Here is a 12934-nt window from a genome sequence, read left to right as displayed (position 1 = left end):
TCTCACATGATTAAAATTGCTGTACTTGTCTCAGGCAGTGGAAGTAACCTTCAAGCCTTGATTGATGCCAATCTTTCAGGGCAAATCGTGGGGGTCATTTCCAATAAACCTGAAGCATTTGCCTTAGAGCGCGCTGCAAAAGCAGGCATTGCAACCACGGTGATTGAGCATAAACACTATCCTGATCGTGAAACTTTTGATGCTGTCATGCATCAACAATTACTGGATTGGGATGTTGATTTAGTCATTCTCGCTGGTTTTATGCGTATTCTCAGTGCCAAATTTGTCCAGGCATGGGAAGGGAAAATGGTCAACATCCACCCTTCACTATTGCCCTATTACAAAGGCATGCATACACATCAACGCGTTTTAAATACAGGCGATGTTTTACACGGTTGTACTGTGCATTATGTCACTGCTGAGTTAGATGCTGGACAAGCGTTGACTCAGGGTGTTTTAACAGTCGATCTACATGATAATGTGCAATCCCTTGCAGCACGTGTACATGTACTTGAGCATTTAATTTATCCTCAAGCAGTTGAGTGGATCTGTAATGGCACCATTCAACACTTGGAAAATGGTCAGGTCTTATATAAGGGACAAGCACTTAAACAGCCAATTCAATTTTGCCAGCTTTAAGTATTGCTTGATTCAAAATACTGTCGAAAAAATGCATCCTCGGATGCATTTTTTATGGCTAAAAGAAATTTGTCTGTGTAGTAACCTTATATAACAATAGGTTTATAGCAGCACCGTCGCTTGAACTGCAACGTTTGACATAAAAAGATTTGAATCAATTTATGGGAAAAACAGCTGACTTTTTAGCGCTAGGCCGTAATAAAAAACCTTTATTTAGCGAGAGGTACAACCTGCCACTCATTCAACGACTGATTAATGGGTATTAGATAAATTTTGTTGAATCAGCTTTTTAATTAAGTCAACAGTTTCAACTGGATGTTCCAAAGGAAACATATGTCCTCCAGCCGTCAGGGTAAAAGGAATATTAAATTTCTTTTTGGTAATTTGTGGAAATTTACGTTTTAAAAAAGGACTCTCTGAACCAATGACCAAATGTACAGGAATTTGCGGTTGTGGATGAGGTAACCACCAATAAGAAGGACCTGTTCTAAAAATTGCAACTTCAACATCTTTAGGAATGGTCAAAGTCACCCCACCGCGCACATGATCTTCTGTCAACGCATAATCAATATAAGCCTGAAAACAATCTGCATCAAAATGCTGATAAAACCCCTTTGGACGTAACAACTCTGCAGCTTGTTGACGTGAATCCCAATGATCTCGACGGCGTATGCTGAGATGCGCTGGTGTCATTACATCGATTTTTTGAGGATAAAATTTCTTTGCAAGATTAAAAATAAAGGAGGCTGTCCCCATAATCAAAGGAGGATCCAATAAAATTGCTTGTTCAAATAAATCTGGACGCTTAAATGAGGCTAAAAAGGTTGCAACGGCGCCTAATGAATGACCTAAACCAATCACTTTACGTCCATTAGACTGTTGCACAATACTATCAATCACTTGATCTGCAAAATTCGACCAATTGTTATCAATAGGATAACGTTGATCTGTGCCTAATAAAGAAACATAAATCACATCATATTGATCTTTCAGTAAATCAAATAGCTTGGTATAGACTTGAGATGGCACACCATTGGCATGGGCAAAATGAATAACAGGTTTCATGTGAGATAGGCTAACCATGTCTTGCTTTACACTCTAAATATGATGAATTGAAAATACTGTAGCTGATAAATAGGATTCAGTTAAACATTTTAAGTGAACCCCGTGCTCTTGTTTTGTACTCAGTGATGCCATTCAAATGAGTTAAACAGGTCTAAAGCAGTTATAAAGGCTTAAGGTAACAAGAAAATAGAGCTTTAAGATTGTGCTTGGCTTAATTTTTCATTTTTCTTTTTTTTCATACACTTTGTTTTTACTTCATACAGGTTGGATCAGTAAACAGCAATGCTACTGCTCTATTACTGTTTACTGATCCATAAAACCTAGACTATTGCATTTTCACATCTTGGTTCATACCCAGTTTTTGGCTCACAGCTTCACCTAAGCCATTACCCATTTCTGAACCTAAACGGCCTAGAACGGAGTCAAATGGGCTACGCTCAACTGTATAATTGACTGTCTTTTTCACTTTTAATTCGCGTTTCAATGTTTCGATATTTCCTGCTTTATCTGCGATTCCCAATTTAATGGCTTGGTCACCTGTCCAGAATAAGCCAGAGAAGATCGCTGGATCTTTCGATTTCAGCTTTTCACCACGGCCTTTTTTCACAGCATCGATAAAGTGATCGTGGACATTGTCCAATAAAGCTTGAATATGCGCACGTTGTTCTGGATTAATCGGCTTGGTCATACTAAGTATGTCTTTATTGCTTCCCGACGTCATGGTACGGTCTTCAACACCTAATTTTTGGGCTAAACCATTTACACCATAGTTCGGCATAATTACACCGATTGACCCCACCAAACTCGAAGGATTCACCCAAATTTCGTCTGCTGCTGATGCAATATAGTAAGCACCTGAAGCGCCCATATCACCAATCACAGCATAGACTTTTTTCTCTGGATTTTGTTTTTTAAGATATTGAATCTCTTGCCAAATATCATCAGACTGAACCGGTGACCCACCTGGTGAATTCACATTCAGTACAACAGCTTTCGCAGATTTTGCTTCAAAGGCTTTCTTTAATGATTTAATTGTATCGGTACTATTTACACCTTGACTACTTGAATCAATCGTACCAACGATATTGACAACCCCTAAATGATTCTCTGAGGTTATTGTTCCATCATCTGCCCCAGATAATGAACAACTCTTACCTAGTGCAACTAAAACAAACAGAATATAAAGAAAAGTGAGTATTTTAAAGAAGATCCCCCAACGACGAGTACGACGTTGCTCTTCAACTGAAGCAAGAACTGCTTTCTCTAAGATCTTCCATTCCTGTCCTGTAGGCTGTTGGCCTGCAGAGGAATTCAAATTTGTATTGTCATTTTGAGGTTTCGGCGGCCAATCTGACATTTATACCATCCAAATTAATTTTTCATGCTTCATTATATACACGGAATCCGTATAATCTATTTAATCATTACGATTTAACTTATAATAATTCGCTAAATCTCACTATTACTTAACCTTTGCTTTAATTTTAGATCCGGATGACTGATAAACATAAGACCACTACTTCGCGACTTCTCAATTTTTTCAGTCGACTGCCGATCCCAATCGCGCGTTTTATTGCGCGCATTTTGGCAGGACTGGTCAATTTATTACATATCACAAAAACATCTGAAACCATTCGTCTAAATATTGAAATTTGCTTTCCAGATCTTGATAAACCTAAACGCGAGAAAATTACAGAACAGGCGATCCGTAACGAACTACAATCCTATATGGAGTTTTTTACGGTTTGGGGCAGTTCCAATCAAAAAAATATCGATCGTATTCATCATATTGAAGGTGAACATTATTTCCATGAGGCCATTGCTGAAAAAAAAGGCCTCGTACTAATCGTGCCTCATTTTGGTACTTGGGAAATTATGAATGCATGGTTTGCCCAATATACCCAAATGACCATTATGTATGAACCGATTAAGGATGAGAGTGCGGATCGTTTTGTACGTGCAGCGCGAAGTCGTGAAAATGCCAGCTTAGTTCCAACAGATGAATCTGGTGTACGACAAATATTTAGGGCGTTAAAACAAGGTGGTACAACTGTGATTTTGCCTGATCATTCACCCCACCAAGGTGGAGAACTGATTGAATATTTCGGGATTCCACTCTCTTCGAGTAATTTAAGTGCCAAACTGATCCAAAAAACCAAATCCAAAGCACTTTTCTTATATGCAATCCGAAATGACAATCAGGGTTTTGATATGGTGGTTCAGCCGATTGATGAAAAGATCTATCAGGTGGATGCCAATCAAGGTACGCATATCATTTACACTGCGCTGGAAAAATTAATTTGCCAATATCCAGAACATTATCACTGGAGTTATAAACGCTTTAAAGCTCATCCAAAACTCAAACAGATTTATAATGTACCCAATAAAGAAGCGATGGAAATGGTCACTTCAGTCCGCAATGATGCGATCACGGAAAGCGAGCCACTTTAAAGTTTGGCGATAACCAGTCACATCCATCTGCCCTTGTGGATTTAGCTTAAATTGGATAGAGCCTTGCTCAATCGTGGTTTTGGCTGGAATATTCAACACCTCTAGCCGTCTTAATACAATCGGATGTGGATGACCATAACGGTTGGCATATCCAGCCGATACAATCGCAAGTTTAGGCTGTAACTGCTTTAAAAAGGCATAAGAAGAGCTATTTTTACTGCCATGATGACCCAGTACTAAGACATCTACCTTTAAATCGGGATATTGTCTTAACAGATTAAATTCCGTTTCCCATCCCGCATCCCCCATCAATAAAAAGTTTTGATATGACTTTGATTGAGGGACTTGAATATAGATCACACAAGATAGTTCATTTCGATCATAGGCAGCTTTACTTAGGCTATTTTTATCAGGTGCCAGAACTGAAATTCGAACATCTTCATATTGCCAATATTGCCCTTGATGGCAATAGTCAAAGTCATGCAGGTTAAAACGTGTATCTGTTTCATTTGAATAGACTTTGTTCATTTTGATTACTTTCTCTATTTCTGCAAATGCACCACTATGGTCTTGATCTAAATGCGTCAAAAGCACCTGATCCAATTGGGCAATCCCTTGTCGCATTAGATATGGAATGATGACATTTTTGCCGATACTAAATCTTGCTTCATCAAATGAACCTCCTGTATCAATCAGCATTTTATGTTGGGGTAGGTTTAAAAAAATGGCCTGCCCTTGCCCAACATCTATGATATCCAGTTGAAATATTGCAGAACTCTTATGCGAGATCACTAAGGGGATTAAACAAAGTATTGCCCAAAATTTTGGCAGTACACCTTTGGGCAAAAATAAAATAAAAACAGCCAAAGCGATGCAAACAATTTCTAGCGAATTAAATGCCCACCAATTCAGTTTAAAATTGAGCAGCTGATCTAATCTTTCCAGTAGGTACAGCAATATAGACAATAAAAGATCAGAAATTTTAAAGAGCCATAATCCTAAAGGTTCAAACAGCATACTTATACATGCGGCCAAAACTTCAATGGGAACAATCAGTGCACCGATCATTGGAATTGCAAGCAAATTGCTCAAGGGTGTAATCCACGAAAATTGTTGAAAAATCCACAGCACCACTGGCAGTAATGCAATAAATATTTTCCATTGGGAATCAATCAATACCCGTATAAATAGCTTGGCCTTGGTCTTCCATGTCTCTACAGTTGGGAGAGCATGTTGTTGAACTGTTTGATAGACGCGAATCAAAATAAAACAGGAACCAAAGGACAGCCAAAAAGCAGAAGATAAAATACTAAAAGGATCAAGCAGCAATAAAATACTGGCCGTCAATAATAAATGTTTAAGCGGTTGAATTTTTTGCTTGAATAAAATAATAACGCTTAGAATTGAAACTGTTAGCATGGTTCTTAATGCAGGTATTTCAAAACCAACAAAAGCACTATAAAACACCACACAAGCTAAAAATGGATAAACCAATAAATAAGGTTGTGGAATATTCAAAAAAATCTGTGGATAAACTCTTTTAATGCTTGAGTTAAATAAAAAGCAAAACAATATGGCAAAAATTAATACGTGCGGCCCAGAGATTGCAAGTAAATGAGAAATACCCATGGTTTTGAATAAGTCTTGAGTTTCTTTTGCCAATAAACTTTCATCCCCTGTCAATAATGCGAGGACTAAGCCCTTATTTTTTAAAGAAGAATCAGCAATTAAATCGCGAAACTTTAAACGTAAGTTCTCGATACTAAGTTGAATTCTATATCGCACGCTATTTTGTTGCTCAACAAATGTGCTATAGCCCAATTGCTTCACTTGATTTTCATCGATATGTTCAACCGACTGGGCCTTGACTACAGCCAGAATATTTTCTTGTAAAAACCATTTTTCTTTATCAAAAACTCCAGCTACAGCATAACCATGAATCGGTTTAATTTGCCCTGTAACCCGATAATATTGCCCCAGTTGGATCATTTCAGACTGTGAGTCATCCAGATACATCAATATTTGTCTGACTTTGTTGGGTTCGAGTAGCAATGCTTTTTGTTGAATACGCTGTTGAGCTTTTGGCAATTGAGTGTTGGAGGATGAATCTGTTTGCTTTATGGTATTTATACGAGAAATATAAATAATTTTTTCAATTTGATGAGCTGGTGTATCACGTAAACTTAATCTTTTTTCGAGTGCGAAATCTGCATAATAAAAACCAAGGAGACCACTTGATATCCCCACTACACTGAGAGAAACCAACTTAAATACAACAGAATTGATCAAGCTATAGTTTAAGCATCGACATACACATAACACTAGGCTTAATGCTAAGCTGATCCAAATCAAGAGATTAAAGTAAGCGGGTGAATAATATCCCATAAACGAGATACCCAATATCCATCCGATTAAAGCAATGTACATATACATAGTTTTTCTATTTATTGTTTTCAGTGTTTATTTATTGATTAAGCCCAATCAGATTGGGCTTAACTTTAAAAATTATACATCAATTCAGCATGATATCATCAAAATAAATGCTGACTTAACCATCGATCCAGATACCATCTTGCATATGTAGGATTCTATCTGCTGATTTTGCCAGTTGCTCATCATGCGTCACAATCAACATAGCCATATTAAATTCCTCACGTAAATCACGCAGTAATTCAAAAATAGATTTTGCTGTTTTGCGATCCAAGTTTCCTGTCGGTTCATCGGCTAACATTAACTTCGGTTGAGTGACCAAAGCACGTGCTAAAGCCACACGTTGGCGTTCACCGCCTGATAACTCACCAGGTTGATGCGTTAAACGATGTGATAATCCAACCCGTTCAAGTAGATATTCAGCACGTTCTTTAACCTTTTTATACTCGGCACCTTTTCTTAACATCAACGGCATCGCGACATTTTCAAGGGCAGTAAATTCAGGCAGTAAATGATGAAACTGATAAACAAATCCTAGATGTTCATTACGTAAGAAACCACGTTCAGCTTCACCTAAGTTATCAAAACGTTTGCCATTTAAATTGACAAGACCTTGGGTAGGACGATCGAGTCCGCCCAAAATATGCAAGAGTGTGCTTTTACCTGAACCACTTGAACCCACGATAGAGACAAACTCACCTTGCGCGACTTGCAAAGATAAACCTGTAATGACGTCTACATGCGACTTGCCATCCGTAAACGATTTATAGATATTTTGCGCCTCTAAAACCACTGGACTTTGTGTAGCACTATTCATAACGAAGCGCCTCCGCAGGTTGAATTTTAGCTGCTCGCAATGCAGGATAAATGGTTGCAATAAAACTTAAACCCAAGGACAAGCTCACAATCACCACTACATCTTGCCATCTTAAATAAGAAGGTAAGTAGTTGATAAAATAGGCATCGAATAAATGTAATCCAAATGCAGTATTCAACCAGCCAATAAAGTTACTGATTCCTAATGCAGAGATAATCCCCAAAATTGCACCAGCAACCGTTCCAACCACACCAATCACAGTACCTTGCACCATAAAAATGCGGGTAATTGTTGCTGGTGACGCGCCTAATGTTCTTAGAATCGCGATGTCTGATTTTTTATCCGTCACAACCATGACCAATGAAGAAACAATATTAAATGCAGCAACAAGTACGATGAGGAATAACAATAGACTGACCATTGCCTTTTCCATTTGGATTGCGCTGAATAAATTACCATGCGTATAGGTCCAATCTGAGGCATAGAAACCGCTCGGTAACTCACGAACAATTTCATTCGCAACCTGTGGCGCTTGGAAAATATCATCCAGTTTCATACGCACACCTTGTGCACCGTCAGGTAGACGTAATAGTGTAGATGCATCATTGAGTGCGATGTAACCTAAACTCGAATCAACTTCTGCACCAATACTAAAAATACCGACGATTTTAAAACGTTTAAAACGTGGTACAACGCCTGCTGGCGAAGGGGTTGCTTCAGGTAAAACCAAGGTGACATTGTCATTTAGACCAAGACCTAACGCATCAGTCATTTGTTTGCCTAGAACAATGCCATATTCACCTTTTTTTAGTTGATCTATGCTACCTTCCACCATATGATTTTGGATAATTGAAACCTTCTTTTCATATTGAGGTTCAATACCAGTCACCATGATGCCGGCGACCTGTCCTTGTGCAGTAAGCATACCTTGTAGTTGGGTAAATGGAGCAACACCAGTCACATGCTTATGTTGTTCAATTTTCTTTGCAAGTACAGGCCAGTCTGTTAGAATTTGTGTTGAAGAAACAGTGGCTTGAGGTATCATACCTAAAACACGGTTCTTTAACTCTCGGTCAAAACCATTCATAACAGATAAAACTGTAATCAGTACAGCAACCCCTAAGGTTAGACCGATCATGGAAACCAAAGCGATAAAAGAAATAAAGTGATTACTACGCCGTGCGCGAGTGTATCTCAACCCTATATACAGCGAGATTGGTTTAAACATACCATTCTAGTCCGAGGTGTTTTATGGAAGCGTTACAGCATCAAAATGAAGCAAATGAACGTCGTGTCATGTCACGAATCGATGCTGCGTTAAGGATCAACTATCAAATCATTTCTGAAGAAGTTGCGCTGAACGATCCATATGATGCTAATTTTGTATTACCGCGCTATTTTCTACTACTTGCAGAATTAGATCAATTTGATCATGCACTTCACTACGAATTAGAACAATTAAATGAAAAAGATCAACAAATTGCTCGAATCTTATCCTTATTCAACCAAAAGTTAAACCTTATTACTGGTTCTCTTTACGATTCTATTGTACAAACCATGTTACCAACGCCACAAAAAGTCAATTTTTCTGAAAGTGGCTTCAGTTTTACCAGTCAGCAATACCTGAAACAAGGTAGCTTTATTCATGTCACCCTGAGTCATCCTGAAAATTTCTTCCATATTGCAGCAACGGCACAAATTGCGTACTCGGAACCTGCTGAAAATGAGCAATATCGTGTAGGTGCTTACTTCATTACCTTACATCCACAAGATAAAGTCAAACTGGCTGAATGTATTCAACAGAACATCACCCTACAGAATAATTGATATTGAACATATGGACTCTACTTTATTCGCTTTTGCCTTGATTGCCTTAGGTATGGCACTCACCCCTGGCCCAAATATGATTTATCTGATCTCAAGGTCCTTGTGTCAGGGCAAAACTGCGGGAATGGTTTCATTGGGCGGCACAGCGCTCGGTTTTGTATTTTATATGCTGTGTGCTGCTTTTGGGATCACCGCTTTATTAATGACGATTCCAGTTGCATATGATGTTTTAAAAATTGCTGGTGCGCTCTACCTGACTTATCTCGGCTGGAAAGCAATTCGCTCTCCTCATTCGCCTTTTGAGATTGCCAGTCAACAGTCTTATTCTAATTCAAAACTATTTTTAATGGGCTTTTTGACCAATCTACTCAATCCTAAAATTGCGATGATGTACTTAGCTTTGCTGCCACAATTTATCAAACCACACCAAGGCGATGTTTTGGTGCAAACGCTGGGTTTAGGTTTTGTGCAAATTGTGATTAGTCTACTCATCAACATGCTGTTTATTTTTACCGCCAGTTCATTTACTCAATTTTTAAATCGTCACGTACTTTGGCTAAAAGTACAAAAATGGTTTATGGGTACGGTGTTTTTTGGCTTAGCAACACAAATCATACTGAGCTCCAAAAGATAATACCAAGCAATCCAATATAAACTTAAACATTATCAGCAAGATAGACAATAAAAACTAGTGATATAAATTCACCTATATGCAATGATATCCATCTTAGCCACACCCATAAAAAACGACTCAAAGTGGAGTATTTACTTTGAGTCAAATAGGGTCTGTTGACAATTCGTCTATGTTTGCGACTACGTGTGTTTTTTAGGCGATACTAGGCGCGAGATACGAAATTTAGTCATTCTAAATGATGAGAAACATCGTTTCGCAAGGTAACAACGTAGCGGCAAAAAACACACTAGTCCCCCGCTGCGCCTTGCGCTGCAAACAAAGCAGTGCTTTGTTCTTGCTCAGGGTTGTGGTTAAAATTATCTCAGCCTTCGTTATGAAACTCGAAAATAGTCTCGCTATTCTCTTCGTTTCATGCCTTGCCTGCTCAATTTTAACCTACAACGCAAGCCATTTATGAAATGTCTACAGACACCCTGTACTAATTTAAAAAGTTTCTTTTTGATAAGCAATTATTCTGCCAACTTATGAATTCGCTTGGCATAACTTGAATGGGCAGAATGATCAAGTTTGGTCAAGATACCATCATCCCCCAAGATACGACGTGCACCTGTTTGCACCCATTGTGGTAATAAAGCATAAGCACCATGTACTGCTTGTAAGTAATCAGGTACTGCAATAAATAACCGAGGCTTAATCAAAGCACTCACAACTGCATTGGCAACCTGTTGCGGTGTCACTGCTGGAATCGTTTTTGCCGCATTTTCAGTCCCAGCGGTGAGCTCTGTCAGTACTTTACTGGGTAAAATTGCCGTGAACTGAATAGCTGAATCACGAAACTCACCTGCAACCGCTTCGGTGAGACCAATCACAGCAAATTTAGTTCCAGAATAAACCGCAGAACCAGGTAAGGCAAAACGCCCTGCAAGTGATGCGATATTGACAATATGGCCTTGTTTATATTTAAGCAATTCAGGGAGTGCCAATTGCATACCAATGATGACACCACGAAAGTTAATATCAATTTGTGCATCTGCTAAAGCGGGATCTTCATCCAGAAAAGCCCCCATCGGCATAATCCCAGCATTATTCACTAAAGCATAAAGACTGCCATAATGTTGAATGGTGTTTTGAATAAATTGGGCAAATGATTCACGATCACGCACATCCACTTTAAAAGCTTTGGCACCAATACGTTGGGCTTCTTTTTCAGCAAGTGCTAAATCAAGATCACCGATACTGACTTTTGCACCTTGTGCAATTAAAGCTTCTGCGGTAGCTAAACCAATGCCACGTGCGGCACCAGTAATTGCAATCACTCTGCCTTTTAATTTTTGTTTTTTTAACATTGCGCTATCCTTTATTTAAAATCTTGGTAAATTTCATATCCATTCCATCCTCTTTTATAGGCTTGCCTCTTTTATAGACACGCCTCTTTTATGGAATTGAATATGATGAAAGTTAAAATTCCTTTCTCATACGACATCTGCTTGCTTTAAGCTTGTGCTTGGTTCAGGTTGATGATCAATCAAATACTCAGCTAAATTAAAATGTTTCATTTTTACTCGGAGTTTATAGGTTGACCACGGCCAAACTGTACTGTTGCGCCCATTGCGATCAATAAAATAGCTTTGACATCCGCCCTTGTTCCAGACCGTAGTTTGCAAAGCTGCTTGGACTTTTTCATTAAAAACTTTGGTAATTTTGGGATTTGGTTCAATGGTCTTGATGCCCAATTGAATTGCCTGTTTCAAAGCATCGATAATGTAATCAAGCTGAGCTTCAATGATAATAAATGCTGAAGAACTTACAGCGACATTGGGACCAAACATCAAAAAAACATTTGGGCAATTTTCGATCATTGTCCCCATATAGCCTTCAGGACTACCCTGCCAAACATCGGACATACGCTGCCCAAAACGGTTATAGACACGATTGGCAATGGGTGGTTCAGCAATCTCAAACCCTGTACCAAGAATAATCACATCAGCTTCACAACGTTCACCATTACTTGCAATTAAAGTATTCCCTTTAATTTCAGATAAACCGCTGGCAATCACCTCAACATTGTTTTGTGCTAAAGCGGGATACCAATTGTTGGATTGCAAAATACGTTTACAACCAATAATAAAATTGGGGGTTAATTTTTCTCGTAGTTGTGGATTTTTAATATGGTAATTTAAATGCCATTTGGCTAATTTTTGAAATTGCTTCATAGCCGCAGGACTTTGAATTCCACCATTTATCGTTTCAAAAATTCCATAGACTGAGCCTCGCATCAGCTGTTGAGTCAGCGGTAACAGCTTAAACATGGCACGAACAGGTGCAAGTAATGGCATGTCTGACTTTGGCAAAATCCATTGTGCAGTACGTTGAAAGATCGTCAGTTGTTTAACTTGGGGTTGAATCTGCGGTACAAACTGGATGGCTGAAGCACCTGTTCCAATCACCGCAACCCGTTGAGCTGTTAAGTCCAAATCATGCCGCCATTGTGAAGAATGGAAAATTTCTCCTTTAAAGCTTTCAATACCTTTAACATCAGGCAATACAGGTTCATGCATAGGGCCACAAGCAAGAATTGCAAATTGAGAGCGCAACTCGCCCTGTACGGTTTGGATAATCCAGCAATTTTCCACATCGGACCACTGTGCTTGTAAAGCTTCACGATTCAAATGCACATGTGGCATGACCTTGTACTTATCGACCACATCAAATAAATATTGTTTAATTTCTTTTTGCTGTGCAAAGACCCGTGACCATGCAGGGTTTTGTTCAAAAGAGTATGAATAGAGCGCCGATGGTACATCACAGGCGCAACCTGGATAGGTATTTTCACGCCAGACCCCGCCCATTTCAGCAGCCTTTTCCAGCAATATAAAATCTTCAATCCCTGCTTGTTTTAATTTGATTGCGGCACCAAGACCAGCAAAACCACCACCCACGATAATCACTTTATAAAAGTTTTTATCTTTAGTGCTTTTTTTCATTTGTTCCATGTTGAAAATCGCTTAGAATATAAACAATAGGAATACAATGTCAAAAACGGAATGACTTGTCAATTTCCATTGTTTAAC

At 38.7% G+C, this 12934-nt stretch carries 11 protein-coding genes; 4 read left to right on the top strand and 7 right to left on the bottom strand.

Annotated features, from left to right (window positions below; translation table 11 throughout):
• Window positions 1–6 precede the first annotated feature (6 nt).
• Window positions 7–639 carry a phosphoribosylglycinamide formyltransferase gene (gene purN / locus FHR28_RS20990; protein ID WP_004721762.1) on the top strand — a complete coding sequence of 211 codons (633 nt, stop codon included), beginning with the start codon at window positions 7–9 and terminating at the stop codon, window positions 637–639.
• Between the two features lie 252 nt (window positions 640–891).
• Here the strand turns inward: purN and FHR28_RS20985 are convergent, their stop codons facing one another.
• On the bottom strand, window positions 892–1704 hold the full coding sequence (locus tag FHR28_RS20985; RefSeq protein ID WP_171500347.1) for an alpha/beta fold hydrolase: 813 nt from the start codon (window positions 1702–1704) through the stop codon (window positions 892–894).
• Between the two features lie 325 nt (window positions 1705–2029).
• Complete coding sequence (gene sppA / locus FHR28_RS20980; protein ID WP_004721766.1) at window positions 2030–3061, bottom strand: signal peptide peptidase SppA; 1032 nt, start codon at window positions 3059–3061, stop codon at window positions 2030–2032.
• 137 nt (window positions 3062–3198) lie between these two features.
• Between sppA and FHR28_RS20975 the strand changes: the two genes are divergently transcribed.
• Complete coding sequence (locus FHR28_RS20975; protein WP_004721768.1) at window positions 3199–4155, top strand: lysophospholipid acyltransferase family protein; 957 nt, start codon at window positions 3199–3201, stop codon at window positions 4153–4155.
• Here FHR28_RS20975 and FHR28_RS20970 read toward each other — a convergent pair.
• The 3 genes from FHR28_RS20970 to FHR28_RS20960 form a co-directional block, all read right to left on the bottom strand.
• Window positions 4114–6588 (bottom strand): DNA internalization-related competence protein ComEC/Rec2, encoded by a 2475-nt coding sequence (locus FHR28_RS20970; RefSeq protein WP_166783472.1) that lies wholly within the window; start codon window positions 6586–6588, stop codon window positions 4114–4116. The two genes, FHR28_RS20975 and FHR28_RS20970, sit on opposite strands and share 42 nt — an antisense overlap.
• A gap of 115 nt (window positions 6589–6703) precedes the next feature.
• A complete protein-coding gene (gene lolD, locus FHR28_RS20965; protein WP_166783471.1) occupies window positions 6704–7402 on the bottom strand; it encodes a lipoprotein-releasing ABC transporter ATP-binding protein LolD in 699 nt (232 codons plus the stop codon).
• Window positions 7395–8630: a lipoprotein-releasing ABC transporter permease subunit gene (locus FHR28_RS20960; protein WP_004721775.1), complete on the bottom strand. Its 1236-nt coding sequence runs from the start codon at window positions 8628–8630 to the stop codon at window positions 7395–7397. Before FHR28_RS20960 ends, lolD begins: the two co-directional genes overlap by 8 nt.
• Window positions 8631–8653: 23 nt before the next feature.
• Here FHR28_RS20960 and FHR28_RS20955 point away from each other — a divergent pair, with 23 nt between their 5' ends.
• Both FHR28_RS20955 and FHR28_RS20950 read left to right on the top strand, forming a co-directional pair.
• A complete protein-coding gene (locus FHR28_RS20955; protein WP_004721776.1) occupies window positions 8654–9229 on the top strand; it encodes a PilZ domain-containing protein in 576 nt (191 codons plus the stop codon).
• Window positions 9230–9239: 10 nt separating this feature from the next.
• Complete coding sequence (locus tag FHR28_RS20950; protein WP_166783470.1) at window positions 9240–9863, top strand: LysE family translocator; 624 nt, start codon at window positions 9240–9242, stop codon at window positions 9861–9863.
• 509 nt (window positions 9864–10372) lie between these two features.
• Here the strand turns inward: FHR28_RS20950 and FHR28_RS20945 are convergent.
• Both FHR28_RS20945 and FHR28_RS20940 read right to left on the bottom strand, forming a co-directional pair.
• The gene (locus tag FHR28_RS20945) at window positions 10373–11209 is read right to left on the bottom strand and encodes an SDR family oxidoreductase (RefSeq protein WP_105714246.1); all 837 of its coding nucleotides are present in this window, start codon (window positions 11207–11209) and stop codon (window positions 10373–10375) included.
• A 126-nt stretch (window positions 11210–11335) separates the two neighbouring features.
• Window positions 11336–12856, bottom strand: coding sequence for a flavin-containing monooxygenase (locus tag FHR28_RS20940; RefSeq protein WP_166783469.1), 1521 nt, complete (start codon window positions 12854–12856; stop codon window positions 11336–11338).
• Window positions 12857–12934: the final 78 nt, after the last annotated feature.

Source organism: Acinetobacter sp. BIGb0196, from assembly GCF_011759595.1.
GTDB lineage: Bacteria > Pseudomonadota > Gammaproteobacteria > Pseudomonadales > Moraxellaceae > Acinetobacter > Acinetobacter guillouiae.
Note: the sequence above shows the minus strand (reverse complement) of the source record. Positions and strands in the feature narration are given on the sequence as shown.